The 17,044-nt window shown below is 41.5% G+C and carries 19 protein-coding genes; 15 read left to right on the forward strand and 4 right to left on the reverse strand.

The genetic code is table 11. From position 1 onward, the window contains the following. Nucleotides 1–12 precede the first annotated feature (12 nt). From MHH68_RS06920 to moaD, 6 genes are read left to right on the forward strand one after another with little or no spacing between them, the layout of a single operon-like run. Nucleotides 13–594: a molybdenum cofactor guanylyltransferase gene (locus MHH68_RS06920; RefSeq protein WP_058014105.1), complete on the forward strand. Its 582-nt coding sequence runs from the start codon at nt 13–15 to the stop codon at nt 592–594. A gap of 29 nt (nt 595–623) precedes the next feature. After that, on the forward strand, nt 624–1,640 hold the full coding sequence (locus tag MHH68_RS06925) for a thiazole biosynthesis adenylyltransferase ThiF (protein WP_144462146.1): 1,017 nt from the start codon (nt 624–626) through the stop codon (nt 1,638–1,640). Between the two features lie 9 nt (nt 1,641–1,649). After that, entirely contained in the window at nt 1,650–2,927 is a 1,278-nt protein-coding gene (gene glp, locus MHH68_RS06930; protein ID WP_260850288.1) for a gephyrin-like molybdotransferase Glp, read from the forward strand. Beyond that, nucleotides 2,909–3,433, forward strand: coding sequence for a molybdopterin-guanine dinucleotide biosynthesis protein B (gene mobB, locus MHH68_RS06935; RefSeq protein WP_180309074.1), 525 nt, complete (start codon nt 2,909–2,911; stop codon nt 3,431–3,433). The genes glp and mobB overlap by 19 nt, the downstream gene beginning before the upstream one ends. A gap of 23 nt (nt 3,434–3,456) precedes the next feature. Further along, nucleotides 3,457–3,921, forward strand: a complete 465-nt coding sequence (locus MHH68_RS06940) for a molybdenum cofactor biosynthesis protein MoaE (protein ID WP_180310807.1) — start codon at nt 3,457–3,459, stop codon at nt 3,919–3,921. After that, on the forward strand, nt 3,914–4,147 hold the full coding sequence (gene moaD / locus MHH68_RS06945; RefSeq protein WP_061407631.1) for a molybdopterin converting factor subunit 1: 234 nt from the start codon (nt 3,914–3,916) through the stop codon (nt 4,145–4,147). Before MHH68_RS06940 ends, moaD begins: the two co-directional genes overlap by 8 nt. A 46-nt stretch (nt 4,148–4,193) precedes the next feature. On the opposite strand, the gene MHH68_RS06950 is transcribed toward moaD, so the two are convergent. Continuing rightward, on the reverse strand, nt 4,194–4,571 hold the full coding sequence (locus MHH68_RS06950) for a hypothetical protein (RefSeq protein ID WP_003211488.1): 378 nt from the start codon (nt 4,569–4,571) through the stop codon (nt 4,194–4,196). Nucleotides 4,572–5,087: 516 nt separating this feature from the next. Between MHH68_RS06950 and MHH68_RS06955 the strand changes: the two genes are divergently transcribed. The 8 genes from MHH68_RS06955 (at nt 5,088) to lepB (ending at nt 13,384) form a co-directional block, all read left to right on the forward strand. After that, the gene (locus MHH68_RS06955) at nt 5,088–5,714 is read left to right on the forward strand and encodes a YIP1 family protein (protein ID WP_058014100.1); all 627 of its coding nucleotides are present in this window, start codon (nt 5,088–5,090) and stop codon (nt 5,712–5,714) included. 9 nt (nt 5,715–5,723) lie between these two features. Continuing rightward, nucleotides 5,724–6,830 carry an efflux RND transporter periplasmic adaptor subunit gene (locus MHH68_RS06960; protein WP_268497782.1) on the forward strand — a complete coding sequence of 369 codons (1,107 nt, stop codon included), beginning with the start codon at nt 5,724–5,726 and terminating at the stop codon, nt 6,828–6,830. Further along, the gene (locus MHH68_RS06965) at nt 6,827–7,528 is read left to right on the forward strand and encodes an ABC transporter ATP-binding protein (protein WP_061407637.1); all 702 of its coding nucleotides are present in this window, start codon (nt 6,827–6,829) and stop codon (nt 7,526–7,528) included. Before MHH68_RS06960 ends, MHH68_RS06965 begins: the two co-directional genes overlap by 4 nt. Further along, complete coding sequence (locus MHH68_RS06970; RefSeq protein WP_058014097.1) at nt 7,515–8,708, forward strand: ABC transporter permease; 1,194 nt, start codon at nt 7,515–7,517, stop codon at nt 8,706–8,708. The genes MHH68_RS06965 and MHH68_RS06970 overlap by 14 nt, the downstream gene beginning before the upstream one ends. A 322-nt stretch (nt 8,709–9,030) precedes the next feature. Continuing rightward, a complete protein-coding gene (locus MHH68_RS06975) occupies nt 9,031–9,786 on the forward strand; it encodes a DeoR/GlpR family DNA-binding transcription regulator (RefSeq protein WP_058014096.1) in 756 nt (251 codons plus the stop codon). Next, nucleotides 9,783–10,694, forward strand: a complete 912-nt coding sequence (pfkB, locus tag MHH68_RS06980; RefSeq protein ID WP_061407646.1) for a 1-phosphofructokinase — start codon at nt 9,783–9,785, stop codon at nt 10,692–10,694. The genes MHH68_RS06975 and pfkB overlap by 4 nt, the downstream gene beginning before the upstream one ends. A 13-nt stretch (nt 10,695–10,707) precedes the next feature. After that, complete coding sequence (locus MHH68_RS06985) at nt 10,708–12,600, forward strand: PTS fructose transporter subunit IIABC (protein ID WP_058014094.1); 1,893 nt, start codon at nt 10,708–10,710, stop codon at nt 12,598–12,600. 211 nt (nt 12,601–12,811) lie between these two features. Beyond that, complete coding sequence (gene lepB / locus MHH68_RS06990; protein WP_029706712.1) at nt 12,812–13,384, forward strand: signal peptidase I; 573 nt, start codon at nt 12,812–12,814, stop codon at nt 13,382–13,384. 65 nt (nt 13,385–13,449) lie between these two features. On the opposite strand, the gene MHH68_RS06995 is transcribed toward lepB, so the two are convergent. Continuing rightward, on the reverse strand, nt 13,450–13,725 hold the full coding sequence (locus MHH68_RS06995; RefSeq protein ID WP_034619939.1) for a hypothetical protein: 276 nt from the start codon (nt 13,723–13,725) through the stop codon (nt 13,450–13,452). A 143-nt stretch (nt 13,726–13,868) separates the two neighbouring features. Here MHH68_RS06995 and MHH68_RS07000 point away from each other — a divergent pair, with 143 nt between their 5' ends. Then, nucleotides 13,869–15,488: an ATP-binding cassette domain-containing protein gene (locus MHH68_RS07000; RefSeq protein WP_003212114.1), complete on the forward strand. Its 1,620-nt coding sequence runs from the start codon at nt 13,869–13,871 to the stop codon at nt 15,486–15,488. 38 nt (nt 15,489–15,526) lie between these two features. Here the strand turns inward: MHH68_RS07000 and MHH68_RS07005 are convergent, their stop codons facing one another. Together MHH68_RS07005 and MHH68_RS07010 are read right to left on the reverse strand one after the other, a co-directional pair. Continuing rightward, nucleotides 15,527–16,759: an aminopeptidase gene (locus MHH68_RS07005; RefSeq protein WP_306012091.1), complete on the reverse strand. Its 1,233-nt coding sequence runs from the start codon at nt 16,757–16,759 to the stop codon at nt 15,527–15,529. Between the two features lie 108 nt (nt 16,760–16,867). Next, nucleotides 16,868–16,999: a protein YkpC gene (locus MHH68_RS07010; RefSeq protein WP_003210922.1), complete on the reverse strand. Its 132-nt coding sequence runs from the start codon at nt 16,997–16,999 to the stop codon at nt 16,868–16,870. Nucleotides 17,000–17,044: the final 45 nt, after the last annotated feature.

Here is a 17,044-nt window from a genome sequence, read left to right on the forward strand (position 1 = left end):
GAGGGTGAGCGGATGGACGTAGTCAATGTCATTTTAGCTGGAGGAGCATCGAGACGTTTTGGAGAGCCAAAGGCAAGTTATATGTATCAAGGAAAACCACTATATGAGCATGTGAAAAAGCAGCTTTTGAAAGGACAGATGGTGATCATCAGCCATTCAACACTTCTGACCTTTTTTAAAGAAAGAGGTGAACGAGATGTATGGTTGGATGATGAACAGGTGCGCGGATGCGGGCCGCTTGCCGGCATCTATACGGCGATGCAAAAGAAAGAATCAGCATGGTATTTAGTGACGGCATGTGACATGCCTTTCATCCGGAGAGAGACCGCCGAAGCATTATCGTCCTATTGCAGCGAGCACGTAGATGCAATTATCCCACTTGTTCAGGGAAGGTTACAGCCTTTATTTGCACTTTATCACCGCCGCTGTCTGCCGTCCATTGATGCGTGTTTAAAAGAGAATCAATTAGCCATGAAAGAGTTACTTCAAAGGCTTAAGGTGCGTATCGTTCCAGAGGAGGAACTGAACGTAACACCAAACGAATTTCGAAATATCAATAAAAGAAGCGATTTACCTGAAAACGGTATGATATGATACATAAAAATGGTGAGGAGAGAGCAGCATTGAATGACCGATATTCAAGACAAATTTTGTTCCCTCCGGTTGGGGAAAAGGGTCAGCGTGCGCTTGCTGACAGTCATGTGTTAATTGTTGGAGCGGGTGCACTTGGAACGGCCTCTGCGGAAGGGCTTGTCCGGTCTGGGATCGGCACGTTGACGATTGTCGATCGTGATTATGTAGAATTTTCAAATTTACAGCGGCAGCAGCTGTACACAGAACATGATGCAAAGGCACATGTGCCAAAAGCAGCTGCGGCAAAAAAACGTCTCCAAGAGATCAATCATGAAGTGACCATACACGCCCTGATTGAAGATGCAGGGGTTGAGCTGTTAAGACCGTTATTTCACAGTGCAAATATTGTCATTGATGCGACGGATAATTTTGAGACGAGAATGGTTATGAATGATTTATCGCAGGAAACGAAGACGCCGTGGATATATGGTGCTTGTGTGAGCAGTCAGGGGATGTATATGACCATTTTGCCGGATAAAACGCCGTGTTTATCGTGTGTCTTTACAGAACTGCCTGTTGGCGGCTTGACGTGTGATACAGCGGGGATTATTTCTCCAGCAGTTCAGATGGTTTCTGCTTATCAGCAAACAGAGGCGCTAAAATATTTAACAGGACATGAAGATCAAATCGAACGGAAATTTGTCACATTTGATCTTTGGCAGGCGACATCGTTTAAAATGGATTTGTCTCTTACTAAGCAGAAGGACTGTCCATCTTGCGGCAAAGATAGAACCTATCCTTATTTACACGAGCAACGTAAAAAAACGACGATTCTTTGCGGGCGAGATACAGTTCAAGTCGTATCTAAGGATTTAGCTAATCTATCATTTCAGCATGTGAAAGAGCGGCTGTCATCTATTTGTGAGGTGGAAGTGAATGACTTCTTAATCCATGTCCGCTATGAATCTTATCGCATTGTCTTTTTCAAAGGTGGACGTGCATTAATTCATGGGACAAATGATGAAAAAGCAGCCAATTCATTACTAGCAAAACTGCTAGGGATATAGGAGTGAAGTGTGATGGAAAGACGTCAGCCAATTCCAGTACAAGAAGCCATTCAGAAAGTCCATCAATATGAAAAGCATGGAGAACAAGAATGGGTGCCCTTAAGAAATAGCCTTGAAAGGTTCATTGCAGAAGACATTTTGGCAGACCATGATGTGCCTGCATTTGATCGGTCCCCGTATGATGGTTTTGCACTTCGGGCAGAAGATACAATAGAAGCGTCAAGTGAGCATCCGATTGAATTTGAGGTCATTGATCACATTGGGGCAGGAGTGGTCTCAGCAAAAACCATCGGTCCCTTTCAAGCCATCCGTATCATGACAGGAGCAAAAATCCCGGATGGAGCAAATGTCGTCATCATGCTTGAGCTCACTAAGTCCTACGAAAAAGAGGGCAAATTATATATGTCACTTAAAAGATCGCTGAAAAAAGGGGACAATATTTCTCGTCAAGGAGAAGAGGTATTTGAAGGGAATGTGATGCTTAAAAAAGGAACCAAAGTAACTCCGGGCGTTACGGCCCTATTGGCGACATTTGGATATGCGGTAGTCCCAGTTGTCAAAAAGCCAGTGATCGGCATCATCTCAACAGGTACAGAGCTTCTTCAAGTGAGTGATGCGATGATGGACGGGAAGATTAGAAACAGTAACCTTAGTATGGTTTATGCCCAGATCCTTAAGGCTGGGGGAGAGCCGCTTGATTTAGGCGGTGTGTCCGATGATTTTGACAATAGCTTTCATGCAGTCAAAGCAGCTTTAAGCAAGGTAGACTACTTAATCACAACAGGCGGAGTTTCAGTAGGTGATTTTGACTTTCTCCCCGCGATTTATGAGAAGCTTGGAGCTCAGGTGCTATTTAATAAAGTGGCTATGAGACCTGGAAGTGTGACAACGGTTGCTGCAATGCCAAATGGTCAACTGCTCTTTGGTCTGTCAGGAAATCCTGCTGCCTGTTTTGTTGGCTTTGAATTATTTGTGAAACCGATGATCTATAAATGGTCTTTGAAGAAACAGCCGTTCCCCGATTTTGCTGAGGCGAAGCTGACACACGATTTTCCAAAAGCCAATCCGTTCACTCGATTTGTCAGAGCAGCACTTCAATTCACGGGGAGTCAGCTCAGTGTAACCCCAACAGGTCTTGATAAATCAAGTGCCGTAACCTCAATTGCAGAGGCTAACTGTTTCATCGTGCTGCCAGGTGGAACAAGAGGTTTTAAGGCCGGTGATCAGGTGCATGTTCTGCTGTTTCAGCCCGAAGGCGAGGGTTCCCCATGCTGGATGACACATTAAGTATATTACAGGTGGTCGGCTATCAAAACAGCGGCAAGACGTCGTTGATTGAAAAGCTCTGTCAGCTGGCTGTACTTGATGGGCTGAAGCTGGGCTGCTTTAAACACCATGGACATGGCGGTAAACCAGATCGTCTTTTGAAAGAAAAAGACACTGATCGATATGTAGGGGCGGGTGCATTTGCCGCTGGCGTAGAAGGAGAGGGTGAATTTCACTTTTCAATGCAGCACATTACGTTAGAGCAATTGCTCAATATGTGTGAGCATCTTCCATTAGACGCGGTCTTGATAGAAGGGTATAAACAGGCACCATACCGCAAAATCGTTTGTGCAAAGAATGAAGAGGAGCTCATTGATCTTTCAACACTTTCCAATATACAAGCAGCTATTTATTTTTCTCAAGAGTTTCAGTTAGCCGAAAATTATTCTTTTCCAGTGTTTTCAGCCTTTGAAAAGGATGCGAACTCATTTTGTTATAACTTATTGAAGGGAGGCGGCTCTATTTGAGTGAACTTTTTAAAATAACAAAAATGCCGATTGATGTGAATGAATTGATTCAGCATGTGACAAAGCGGAAGGCAGGGGCCATTACGACGTTTATCGGGACGGTCAGAGAGTGGACAAACGGTAAGAAAACGCTGCGCTTAACTTATGAAGCTTACATACCAATGGCAGAAAGCATGCTAAGTCAAATTGGACAAGAAATCAAAAAACGGTGGCCTGATACTGAAGCTGCCATTGTGCATAGGATCGGGACACTTGATATAACGGATATTGCTGTTGCGATAGCCGTTTCATCTCCTCATAGGAAGGCTGCATACGAAGCGAACGAATATGCCATTGAGCGAATTAAGGAAATTGTGCCGATTTGGAAAAAAGAATATTGGGAAGACGGGGAAGCCTGGATAGGTGATCAGCTTGAAACAGTTTCATATCCAGAGGGGAAACCTAGTGATCTTCAACTTGCAAAGAAAGAAGGTGATCAGGTTGATTAGTGTATTATTGTTCGCCGGCCTTGCTGAGAAGGCCGGTAAACAACAAATCATCATTCAAAAAGATCGAACAACGGTTGATGAGATTAAATTAGAATTACAGGAGGTATATGGTGTTGATGCTGCACAAAATGTGATGGTTGCAGTCAACGAACGATATACGAGGGGAAACGCTGAAGTGTGTAGCGGGGACACTGTTGCATTCATTCCTCCTGTAAGCGGTGGATAATAGATATTAGAGGATTTGGTTATGGCCAGCGGCTGTAACCAATTTTTTATGTGTGAAAAGATTGTAGAGGTATTTGGGTGTGATCTTCGTAAATAAAACATCCCCTTCGTGCTTTAGAAATGTGAGGATCGAGCTGCTGTATTAGATCATACAATTCGCTAATTCGTCTCACATTGAAATCTGTCTGGGCTTGAAGTTGTTCTTTTAATTCTTTTGTGCTCACAATGCTTCCCTTTTTCTCTTTAATAATATCTACACATCTAGCAGCGTAGTATATTTTGTCATTTGAGGGTCTGCTTTCTTTCATATCAAGTAATTTGAGCTCATGATAAATCAGTTCTCTTTCCTTTCGAAAGTATTGCCATGCTTCTTGTTCCTTTTCATAAAGTAAAATCAATTGCGTTTTCAATTTTTCTCTTAACATTCACTTGACTCCATTTCCACTATCATTTAACCTACCTCTATTTTACATTATATGAAAAAATAACTTTTGATCAAGTAAAATCATTATATTTTTAATTTTTTAATATGAAAGTATTGTTACTAAAGGCTCATTTGTTCTATAAAAGAAACCAATCGTAGTCCTATAAAGCCGGGATTTGTTGAAATTACTAGGATTATTTTAACAAAAAATTGTTGTGTCTCTCAAAGACCATCCGAATTCAAAGGAAAAGGATATTTATTCCGAAAGACATGTGTTTTTTTGATAAAATGTTTTTAGGTCAGAAAAACCTTTATTTATTGATATGAATATGGTCTAGTCATGGTGTCATTTGGAGGATTTCATCCATGATAATAGAATAATAGATAATTTTTCCCTCAATGAAAATAAGAAAATCAAATCATCCATCACTTATTGGCAATCTTTTGATAAAATAGAAAGAATAAGAGAGAGCATGTGCGTTTGCATACTTGCATGACATAGAGAGGATGACATTTGATGAAAGAAAATATGCAAAAGCCTACGATCATTGGAGTGAGCACAAGGCCTTCGGAGCACCTGAAAAGAGTATGGGAAAATCCGGTGGTTTGGTGGCCTTTATCCTGCGTACTTCTTTTAACAGTGATTGTGACTTATTTGTCAGAGCTGGTGAATGAAGGAATGTGGGCAGATTTAAGCTTGCCGGTATCGGTCGTTTATGTGGTGACGCTAATTGGTCTACTTCTCGGGCTTGTGGTTAATGCTGCAATCTATAAGTTCATCGTTTTTTTAGCAAAGGGTGATGCATCGTTTCAGCAGCTGTTTTCAGCGGTCCTGTTTATTACACCAGTTACGATCGTTGGTACGATTATTTCTCATCTGTCCATCATTCTGTTCCATGTACCAAAAAACATCACAATCACCTCATTAAATGCACTCATTCAAACGTCTGGTCCATGGCATGCTGTGCTTGCCAATATTGATCTATTTGTGATCTGGAACCTTGTTTTAACAGGCTTTTTATTGATGAAAGTTGGCCATATATCGCCAAGAATAGCTTGGACCATTATAGGAGTCTTTTATCTCTTATCTATCATTTTTCAATATGTAGGAACTGCAATCACCATATCAGTAAGCTGGGGGTAGAATGTCTTTATGAGAAAGAAAATCATCATCGGATCCATTTTTATTATTGTTATCGGTCTATTTATTGGCTTTAACATTGCGAAAAATCAAGCAAAGCCTGCTTCAACAGCAGCGATCAAAACAGTAAAACCCTCGCAAAAAGAAATCACCACTAAGGTGATGACGCCAGGGATACTTTCATTCTTTGAAGAACAGTTTATTTATGCAGAAGAGGAAAAGGGACACTTGAAGGGAATTTCTGTAAAAGAAGGAGAAAAGGTAAAGCCTGGAACGCCGCTTCTTACATATGAAAATAGAGAGCTGGAGCTTGAAGAAGAGCAGCAAGCTCTTGCGGCTGAATCCAGTACTTTAAAACGCGAACAATTACAAAATAGATTGAGCGAATTAGACAAAAAACAAGAAGGCGAATCCGCCACCAATTCTAGAAACGAGCGAGACCAGCTTGAATTAGAGCTGAAAGCGGCTGAATTAGAACAAAAACAAGCAGAGATCAGCCAAGAAAAAGTAAAAGCACAAATAGAAGATTTAATCGTACATAGTAAAATTGATGGTACAGTGATTTCCATTGAGCAAGAAGAAGGGGCAGGAAAGCCGGAAGAGAGGCAGCCGATCATTCATATTGGCAATGAGAAAAAAATGGTTGTGCGAGGATTGATTTCTGAGTATGACGCCATAAAAGTGAAAAAGAAACAAAAAGTAAAGATAACGTCTGATGTCATTCGCGGAGAGAGCTGGCAAGGAGTCGTGAAAAAAGTGGGGGTTGTACCTGCTCAGGCAGCATCCGAAACACCTGCAGGTGATCAAACGGTGCAATATCCAGTTGAAATCGAAATAAAGGGAAAAAAACCTGAAGCAAAACCTGGTTTTAAAATGATCATGGAAATTGAAACAGATAAGCGTCAAGCCCTAACGATTCCTGAATCAGCTGTAAAAAAAGAGGATGATGGACAATACGTTTATGTTGTCAAAAAGAATGTACTTAAAAAAGTAAAAGTGGTGCTAGGGGAAACGTCAGGTCATGATCTTGAGGTGACAAAAGGTGTCGTAGCAGAGGATCAAATCATTTCTCATCCATCAGATGACATGTATGACGGAATGGAAGTGAATGCTGAATGATTCAGCTTTCAAACGTGACAAAAAGCTATGAGGTTGCCGAGGAATCATTTGATGTATTAAGTGAGATCGATCTTGTCATTGAAAAAGGCGAGTATATGTCCATTATGGGCCCCTCCGGCTCTGGAAAATCGACGTTAATGAATATCATTGGCTGTTTAGACCGGCCAACTACAGGACAATATCATTTTCAAGAAAGAGAGTTGTCAGCAGCAAAGGATCAAGACCTCGCAGTGATTCGAAATCAATTCATTGGATTTGTCTTTCAGCAATTTCATCTGCTGCCGAGGTTAAATGCAAGGCGTAATGTTGAGCTTCCGATGATTTACGCTGGTATCAGTCAAAAGGAAAGAAAAGAACGTGCAGAGATGGCACTTGAAAAGGTTGGTTTGTCAGACCGAATGAAACACATGCCAAGCGAGTTGTCGGGAGGGCAAAAGCAAAGGGTGGCAATTGCCCGTGCAATTGTCAATAAGCCGCAGCTTATCTTAGCAGATGAACCGACAGGCGCTCTTGACTCAAAAACAAGCTTCTCAATCATGGAACAGTTTACGAAGCTGAATGAGGAAGGAACAACGATTGTGCTTGTTACCCATGAAGAAGAAATAGCTGCGTATACAAATCGGACGGTCGTTGTAAGAGATGGGCGACTCGTTGAAGATAGATTGACACAAGGGGACGCTATGAATGAAACTCTTTGAAAATATCAAAATAGCGATGAATTCTGTTTTAGCTCATAAATTACGTTCTATTTTAACGATGCTTGGGATTATTATTGGTGTTGGATCAGTCATTGCGGTCGTGGCTATCGGTCAAGGCGGCGAGCAAATGCTAAAAGGGTCGATTTCAGGTCCAAACAATACCGTTGATATGATGTATACGCCCTCTGACGAAGAGTTAAATGCAAATCCCAACGCTTTATTCGACGCCGCATTTACTGAGGAAGACATCAAAAGCATTAAGACAATCAATGGGGTGAATCAGGTTGCATCTTCGACTGCGCAAGGAATGCAGCTGAGATTTCAAGATACGACAGTGGATGCGACAGTTAACGGTATAAATGAAGGGTATACGAATGTACATTCATTACAAATAGCCGAAGGACAGAATTTAAGAGATATTGACTTTAGAAGCGGCAGAAGAGCCGCCCTTATCTCTGAAGGCTTACAAAAAGAATTATTTAATGGACAGAAGGCATTGGGCGAAATGATTTGGATGAACGGACAGCCGGTTGAAGTCATCGGTGTTTTAGCCAAACAAAAAGGGATGCTTTCATTCGATATGAATGAAATATATGTCCCATTCGCCATGCTCACCTCCACATTTGGGATCAGTGAATACGATAAGTTGTCAATTCAAGTCGCACATGCTGATCAAATGAAGGAAGTAGGAAAGAATGCGGCTGCATTATTAAATGAGAATCATCATACAGAAGATGCTTATGAAATGATCAACATGGAAGAAATCGCAGAAGGCATCGGTCAAATCACGTCTGTCATGACAACAATCATTGGCTCAATAGCTGGAATTTCCTTACTTGTCGGAGGTATCGGCGTGATGAATATTATGCTTGTTTCTGTGACAGAGAGGACAAGGGAAATCGGTATCCGAAAAGCGATTGGAGCAACGAGGGCTCAAATACTCGTTCAATTTTTAATTGAGTCTGTCGTCTTAACCTTGATCGGCGGGTTGATGGGGATTGCACTAGGTATAGGCGGTGCCTCGTTAGTATCACTCATTGCCGGCTGGCCGTCCTTAGTATCTTGGCAAATCATCTGTGTAGGTGTTCTGTTTAGTATGCTAATTGGGATTGTTTTTGGGTTAATTCCTGCGAATAAAGCAGCAAGACTAGATCCTATTGATTCTCTTAGATATGAATAATTTCGAGAAGAACCAAAAGCATACAAACAGTGTGAATTCCGCTGTAATCAAGGATTAAAAGCTTTTATGCACATTGCATAAAAGCTTTTTTTAGTTCTATTGAATGAAATGAAAAATGATAGAAATGCTAAGATCATGACTTTCATCTTAATGTCACATATTTTTCAGTTTACAAATGGTACATATAAAGGTAAGATGACCATGGTGAAAGATTTTGATAGTTATTGAATGTATTTGATTGTTTTATATTGATAATGTTGAAAAAAGCGATTACAATAAAGGTGCGCGCAAAATGAATACGTTTTCAAAAGGGGGTGTTTCCATGTTAACACCGGAAAGACATCAACTCATTATTGACTGTTTAGAAGAAAATGATGTCATCAAAATACAGGACTTAACGATTATGACGGATGCGTCTGAATCTACTATTAGAAGGGATTTATCAGCCCTTGAAGAAAAAGGATTTCTAAAAAGGGTCCATGGGGGAGCAGCCAAGATATCAAGTATCCGTCTTGAACCAGATGTATTTGAGAAATCTGCCAAAAACCTTCAAGAAAAGTCATTGATTGCGGAGGCAGCTGCTTCACTTTTAAAACAGGGAGATTGTATTTATTTAGACGCTGGTACGACCACACAGCAAATGATTGAATATATCGATCCAGATCAAGATATAGTTGTGGTGACAAACGGTGTTATGCACATTGAAGCACTCATGAGAAAAGGCATTTCTTTTTACCTGATAGGCGGATCAGTGAAACATCGAACAGGAGCCATGGTCGGTGCCGCAGCTTTGACGGCGATGGAAAATTACCGTTTTGACAAAAGCTTTGTTGGGACGAATGGCATTCATCCCGAGGCAGGATTTACAACACCTGATCCAGAGGAAGCGCTCATGAAAAAAAGAGCCATGAAGCAGGCAAAAAAAACCTATATCTTAACAGATGCCTCCAAGTTTGGCGAAATATCGTTTTCAACCTTTGCTAGTTTACAGGAAGCCACCATTATCACAAACGACGCAAAAGAAGATTCATTCGATAATTACCATGAAAAAACGGTTATAAAGGTAGTGAAAACATGATTTATACAGTTACTTTAAACCCATCAGTTGATTACATCGTACACGTGGAGGATTTCGCAGTCGGCGGTTTGAATCGTTCAACCTATGACAAAAAATATCCGGGCGGAAAAGGGATCAATGTCTCAAGGCTTTTAAAACGTCACGGTGTGGAATCAAAAGCGCTTGGATTTATAGGCGGATTTACAGGCAAATATATTCAAGACTTTTTACAAAACGAACAATTACAAACAGCCTTTCACGAGGTGTCAGAAGATACACGAATTAATGTGAAACTAAAAACAGGTGAAGAAACCGAAATCAACGGACTCGGCCCATCCATTACTGAAGCACAATTTGAGTCGTTTCTGTCTCAATTTACTTCATTGATTGAAGGAGATGTCGTTGTGTTAGCTGGCAGCATTCCTTCTTCATTGCCTCATAACACATATGAACGTATTGCTGAGGTATGTGAAAAGCAAGGCGTTAGAGTTGTCCTTGATATTTCTGGAGAAGCCCTAAAAAAAGCAGCAGGCTTGAAACCGTTCTTAATGAAGCCAAACCATCATGAACTAGGTGAAATGTTTGAGACGAGCATCTCTACTGCAGAAGAAGCTATTCCTTATGGAAAGAAGCTGTTAGAACAAGGTGCTGAACATGTTATTGTATCCATGGCTGGTAATGGCGCTCTCTTATTCAGTAAGGAAGGGATTTATCAGTCCAATGTTCCAAAGGGTACACTTGTTAATTCGGTTGGTGCAGGGGATTCAGTCGTTGCAGGATTTTTAGCCGGCGTTTCGAAAGGCCTTTCGATTGAAGAATCATTTAAGCTTGGCGTCACATCAGGCAGTGCTACAGCATTTTCTGAGGAGCTTGGGACAAAAGAGCTTGTTGACACACTATTACCACAAGTAAAAGTCACACGCATTTAAAGGAGGAGTCACCATGAAAATAACAGAACTACTCACAAAGCAGACCATTAAGCTTCAATTAGACAGCCAGCAGAAAGAAGCAGTCATTGAAGAACTAGTCACTGTTTTAGATACAGCTGGCAAGTTAAATGATAAAGAGGGCTACAAAGAAGCGGTGATCAACCGTGAAAAACAAAGCTCTACTGGTATTGGAGAAGGCATTGCGATTCCTCACGCTAAAACAGCAAGTGTCAAAGAGCCTGCTATTGCATTTGGCCGCTCGACAGCTGGTGTAGATTATGAATCACTGGATGCGCAGCCGAGTCATCTTGTCTTTATGATTGCAGCAACTGAAGGCGCAAACAACACGCATTTAGAAGCCCTTTCTCGTTTATCAACACTTCTGATGCGTGAAGAAATCAGAAAGCAGCTTCTTGAAGCGGCTACTGAAGATGAAATCATCGATATCATCAATACGCATGACAAGGACGATGAAGAAGAAGAGGAAGTTCAAGAGGAACCAGCTCCAGCAGGTAAACCTGCTAAGATTTTAGCAGTAACAGCTTGCCCAACGGGTATTGCACATACATTTATGGCAGCAGATGCTTTGAAAGAAAAAGCGAAAGAAATGGGCGTTGACATTAAAGTCGAAACAAACGGCTCTGGTGGTATTAAACACGCTCTTACCGCAAAAGAAATTGAAGAAGCACCAGCCATCATTGTGGCAGCGGACAAGCAAGTTGAAATGGAACGCTTTAAAGGCAAACATGTCATTGAAGTGCCTGTGACAGCAGGAATCCGTCGTCCGCAGGAATTGATTGAAAAAGCAGTCAATCAAGATGCACCGATCTATAAAGGCTCTGGCGGCAGTTCTTCAAAAGACGAACATGAGTCATCTGGCAAAGGTAGAAGTGGTTTCTACAAGCACTTAATGAGCGGTGTAAGCAACATGCTTCCATTTGTTGTCGGAGGCGGTATCCTTGTTGCAATTTCATTCTTCTGGGGAATTAACTCAGCAGATCCTAAAGACCCTTCATTTAATTCATTTGCAGCTGTATTAAAAGGAATTGGCGGAGATAATGCGCTTGCCTTAATCGTCGCTGTATTAGCCGGATTTATTGCGATGAGTATTGCAGATCGTCCAGGTTTTGCGCCAGGTATGGTCGGTGGATTTATGGCGTCAGCAGCAGGTGCAGGATTCCTAGGTGGACTCATTGCCGGTTTCCTTGCTGGTTATGTCGTTGTGTTACTTAAAAAAGTATTCACATTTGTACCGCAGTCACTCGACGGGATTAAGCCGGTTCTGCTGTATCCATTGTTCGGTATTTTCTTCACAGGTATCATCATGCATTACATTGTGAACACACCAGTAAAAATGGTGATGGACGGATTAACTCATTGGCTTGAAACTTTAGGTACTGGAAACCTTGTCTTAATGGGCATTATTTTGGCAGGTATGATGGCGATTGATATGGGTGGTCCAATTAACAAAGCGGCTTACACATTTGGTCTTGCGATGATTGCTGCTGGAAACTATGCACCGCACGCTGCCATTATGGCAGGCGGAATGGTACCACCACTAGGTATTGCACTTGCGACAACAATCTTTAGAAATAAGTTCTCAAAACGTGATCGAGAAGCAGGGATTACATGCTACTTCATGGGAGCTGCCTTCATTACTGAAGGGGCAATCCCGTTTGCAGCGGCTGACCCTCTACGCGTGATTCCTTCAGCTGTCATTGGAGCAGCTGTGGCTGGCGGATTAACGGAATTCTTTAGAGTCACGCTTCCTGCACCGCACGGCGGACTATTCGTTTTCTGGGTAACAAATCATCCAATTCTTTATATCATCAGCATCTTAATCGGTGCCGTTGTAACAGCGATTTTACTTGGTATTTTGAAAAAACCAGTGAAACTAGAAGCGTAATTCAGAGGAGAAGCATCGTGAAAAGCGGTGTTTCTTTTTGTTTAATTACGAACAAATTAGGAAAAAATATCTAATTGAATGGTTGTCTTGTGAATTTTTAAATGACATGTGATAAAGTAAAGTTATTCAATTCACGTTTCAAGTCTTTTAGCAGAAAGTCTTAGGAGGAAGCAGTATTTTGAACGAAGAAAACAAACAAAACGAAAATGATATTCAATCTGATGCAAAGCAAGCCAAAACAGAGAAGAAAAGTTCACTGTTTGAATGGATCAAAGCCATTTTAATTGCACTTGCGCTCGTCTTGCTCATCCGTACGTTTATATTTGAGCCGTATGTGGTGGAAGGAGAGTCGATGGAACCGACCCTTCATGATGGGGAAAAGCTGTTCGTCAACAAAACCATTAACTACCTAGGTGGTGTCAAACGAGGTGACATCGTGATTATTAATGGAAAAGACGGCCAGAAAATTCATTATGTAAAACGATTGATCGGTCTTCCGGGAGACACGATTGAAATGAAGGATGATACGCTTTACATTAATGGTAAAAAAGTAGATGAGCCTTATTTAAAAGAGAACAAGGCACATGCGAAAGAGTATGAAGTGCATTTGACAGGGGATTTTGGTCCAGTGAAAGTACCGAAAAACGATTACTTTGTGATGGGGGACAACAGGCTCAACTCCATGGACAGCAGAAATGGACTTGGACTCATTGAAAAGGATCGGGTTGTCGGGACATCAGAATTTGTTTTCTTCCCATTTGGCGACATTCGGCAAACAAAATAAAAGCACCCTTCTCAGATGCATGAGAAAAGTGCTTAAATGGGCGGCCCTTAAAAATAGGGTCGTTTTTAATTTGGCGTGAGCACTGTAACAATGAGCACAATGGCCAGCACAGAAGCGAAGACAGAGCCAGTTATAGCTAAAACGGACCGAAACAATCCGATCTTATGATTTTCTTTCCCTCGCTTTTGTAAAAAGCGTTTCGAAAAGATGTGTACCAGTGTGTAAATAAGCACAAGCCCAATATAAAGGCCGAAATCCCTCGCATTAAATCCTGTTGCAGATAAATAAATACCCATAAAGAAAATCAATAAACAGTATTCCATCAGTGTAAGTAATCTCAAATCGCACGAACTCCTTCAATAAATCATTCCCACTTATTATACCATATTGGACAATTTGCCTTCGTTCTTAGTGAGAGACGTTTCTATCAAACGTTATTCATGTTATACTTCATAATGATGAATGAGTGATGGAGGATTAATAAATGATTGCAGTAAATAATGTTAGTTTACGTTTTGCTGATCGTAAACTATTTGAAGAAGTAAACATTAAATTCACTCCTGGCAACTGCTACGGTTTAATTGGTGCCAATGGAGCTGGGAAATCAACGTTTCTAAAGATTCTTTCAGGTGAAATTGAGGCTCAGACGGGCGATGTTCATATGAGCCCTGGTGAGCGTTTAGCGATCTTAAAACAGAACCACTTTGAATACGAAGAATTTGAAGTATTAAAAGTCGTCATGATGGGTCATAAACGTTTATATGATGTGATGCAGGAGAAAGATGCGATCTATATGAAACCTGATTTCTCAGATGAAGACGGGATTCGTGCAGCAGAGCTTGAAGGTGAGTTCGCTGAGTTAAACGGCTGGGAAGCAGAAAGTGAAGCAGCGATCTTACTAAAAGGTCTTGGCATTCCAGAGAGCCTTCAATCGAAGAAAATGTCTGAGCTTGGTGGTTCTGAAAAGGTTAAAGTACTACTAGCCCAAGCTTTATTTGGTAAGCCTGACGTCCTTCTTCTGGATGAGCCAACAAACCACTTGGACTTACAAGCCATCCAGTGGCTGGAAGAGTTCCTTATTCATTTTGAAAATACCGTCATCGTCGTTTCGCATGACCGTCACTTCTTAAACAAAGTATGTACACATATTGCGGACCTAGACTTCGGAAAAATTCAAGTATATGTCGGAAACTATGATTTCTGGTATGAGTCCAGCCAGCTAGCGCTGAAACTCAGCCAAGATGCAAATAAGAAAAAAGAAGAGCAAATTAAGCAGCTTCAAGAGTTCGTTGCCCGGTTCAGTGCGAATGCTTCTAAATCGAAGCAAGCGACGTCAAGAAAGAAATTGCTTGATAAAATCTCTTTAGACGATATTAAGCCATCTTCACGTAAATATCCGTATGTCCATTTTGCGCCAGAGCGCGAAATCGGGAATGATGTCCTTCAAGTAGAAGGTCTATCGAAAACAATTGACGGTGTGAAAGTACTTGATAACGTCAGCTTTATTATGAATCGCGAGGATAAAATTGCGTTCCTAAGCCGTAATGAGCTTGCTGTGTCTACTTTATTTAAAATTCTTGCTGGTGAGATGGAGCCAGACAGCGGGACATATAAATGGGGCGTCACAACATCTCAAGCCTTTTTCCCGAAAGACAATAGTGAATACTTTGAAGGAAACGATGTCGATCTAGTGGATTGGCTTCGCCAGTATTCTCCTAATGATCAAAGCGAAAGCTTCTTACGCGGATTCTTAGGACGTATGCTTTTCTCTGGGGAAGAAGTAAAGAAAAAAGCAAGCGTCTTATCAGGAGGAGAAAAGGTTCGTTGTATGTTATCAAAAATGATGCTGTCAGGAGCGAATGTACTGCTTCTAGATGAGCCGACGAACCACTTAGACCTAGAATCCATTACGGCGCTGAATAACGGTTTAATGAGCTTTAAAGGAGCGATGCTCTTCTCATCTCATGACCATCAGTTTGTTGAAACAGTGGCAAACCGTATCATCGAAGTGACGCCAAATGGCATCGTCGATAAACAAACAACATATGATGAGTTCTTATCAGATCAAGAGATTCAAAAGAGACTCGTTGAGCTTTATGCGTAAATAAGAAAAGACATCCACTTGTGGATGTCTTTTTTTGGTTAAATCGCCCAGTTTCCATTACGGAAGATCGGTTCGCGTTTCCCGTCTTTAGTAATACCGTCAATATTCATTTCCTTTGAACCAATCATGAAATCGACGTGTGTAATACTGTTGTTTACACCAGCTGCATCCAATTCTTCACGATTCATCTCTTTTCCGCCTTCGATATTGAACGCATATCCGCTGCCGATGGCAAGGTGGTTCGATGCGTTTTCATCATAAAGGGTATTGTAATAGAGAATATTCGAGTTTGAGATTGGTGAATCATCTGGTACGAGAGCAACTTCACCTAGATAATGAGAGCCTTCATCTGTTTCAACGAGCGAAGTTAAAATGTCTTCGCCTTCCTTCGCTTTCACATCGACAATTCGGCCATTTTCAAATGTTAAAGTAAACTCATCAATGATATTTCCTGCATAGCTGAGCGGTTTTGTGCTTGAGACTGTCCCATTTACACCATCTTTTTTAGGTACGGTAAAGACTTCTTCTGTTGGCATGTTAGCCATGAAAGAGACGCCGCGCTCACTCACGCTGCCGGCACCTACCCAAATGTGCTTTTCAGGGAGCTCAATCGTTAAATCAGTGCCAGGAGCATCATAATGAAGCTTGTGGTAGTGGCGCTCATTTAGGATTTTGACCTTTTCATTTAGCGACTCATCGTGCTTTTTCCAAGCCTCCACAGGATCCGCTTGATCAGCGCGAGCGACTTTAAAGATTTGTTCCCATAATAAAGCGACAGCTTCTTCATCTGTATGGTCAGGGAAAATCTTTTTCGCCCAATCTTTTGATGCAGCGCCTACAACCGTCCAAGCCACTTTGTCTGATTGAACGTATTGGCGATATGTATGAAGGGCAGATCCAGCGGCTTTTTGCTGTGCAGCGATTTTTTTCGAATCAATGCCTCGCAGAAGGTCAGGGCTTTCTGACAAGATCGTGATAAAAGCGCCGCCGCGTTTTGCGATGGTTTCCATCATCTGTGCTTCCCATTCTGGGAATTGCTCAAACACATCCTGCGGTGCGTGCTCATATTTTAAACGAGCAAGAACACCGTCAGCCCAGCGGATATGTACGTTTTTCGCCCCGCGCTCATATGCATGTTTCGCGACAAGACGAACAAGGTCTGCAGAATCAGTAGATGCAGATACGACGACTTCTTGTTCTTTTTGAACATTCACACCTACTTCAACGATGGTCTTCGCATATTGATCTAGTTGTTTTTCAAATGAACTCATAAAAAAACCCTCCTTTAGTCATGTTCATCATATCAGATTTAAGACCGAAAAGGAAAATGGGGAGCACGCGAAAAGCCAAAATAAAAAAGCCGCTTTCATGCGGCTTTTTTAGCGGTTCAGTTGTTTCACAGGCTGTGCGTTAGAAGGGGGCATATGTGAAAATGACAGGCTCATTCCTCCTAAGATAATACCCGTTAAAATGACTGTGACAACAACCCGTTTACCTAAATCAAGCAACATGTTCTTCCTCCTTCACGTTTATCCATTCCTCACGATATGATCGAA

The sequence above is a fragment of the Bacillus sp. FSL K6-2841 genome, from assembly GCF_037976435.1.
Classification (GTDB): domain Bacteria; phylum Bacillota; class Bacilli; order Bacillales; family Bacillaceae; genus Bacillus; species Bacillus pumilus.

Excerpts from the sequence above, each read along its gene's own strand:
- MHH68_RS06920 (WP_058014105.1), top strand. The coding sequence starts at position 13 with ATGGACGTAGTCAATGTCATTTTAGCTGGAGGAGCATCGAGACGTTTT.
- mobB (WP_180309074.1), top strand. The coding sequence starts at position 2,909 with ATGCTGGATGACACATTAAGTATATTACAGGTGGTCGGCTATCAAAAC.
- MHH68_RS06940 (WP_180310807.1), top strand. The coding sequence starts at position 3,457 with ATGCCGATTGATGTGAATGAATTGATTCAGCATGTGACAAAGCGGAAG.
- MHH68_RS06950 (WP_003211488.1), bottom strand. The coding sequence starts at position 4,571 with ATGTTAAGAGAAAAATTGAAAACGCAATTGATTTTACTTTATGAAAAG.
- MHH68_RS06955 (WP_058014100.1), top strand. The coding sequence starts at position 5,088 with ATGAAAGAAAATATGCAAAAGCCTACGATCATTGGAGTGAGCACAAGG.
- MHH68_RS06960 (WP_268497782.1), top strand. The coding sequence starts at position 5,724 with ATGAGAAAGAAAATCATCATCGGATCCATTTTTATTATTGTTATCGGT.
- MHH68_RS06965 (WP_061407637.1), top strand. The coding sequence starts at position 6,827 with ATGATTCAGCTTTCAAACGTGACAAAAAGCTATGAGGTTGCCGAGGAA.
- MHH68_RS06970 (WP_058014097.1), top strand. The coding sequence starts at position 7,515 with ATGAAACTCTTTGAAAATATCAAAATAGCGATGAATTCTGTTTTAGCT.
- MHH68_RS06975 (WP_058014096.1), top strand. The coding sequence starts at position 9,031 with ATGTTAACACCGGAAAGACATCAACTCATTATTGACTGTTTAGAAGAA.
- pfkB (WP_061407646.1), top strand. The coding sequence starts at position 9,783 with ATGATTTATACAGTTACTTTAAACCCATCAGTTGATTACATCGTACAC.
- MHH68_RS06985 (WP_058014094.1), top strand. The coding sequence starts at position 10,708 with ATGAAAATAACAGAACTACTCACAAAGCAGACCATTAAGCTTCAATTA.
- MHH68_RS07000 (WP_003212114.1), top strand. The coding sequence starts at position 13,869 with ATGATTGCAGTAAATAATGTTAGTTTACGTTTTGCTGATCGTAAACTA.
- MHH68_RS07005 (WP_306012091.1), bottom strand. The coding sequence starts at position 16,759 with ATGAGTTCATTTGAAAAACAACTAGATCAATATGCGAAGACCATCGTT.
- MHH68_RS07010 (WP_003210922.1), bottom strand. The coding sequence starts at position 16,999 with ATGTTGCTTGATTTAGGTAAACGGGTTGTTGTCACAGTCATTTTAACG.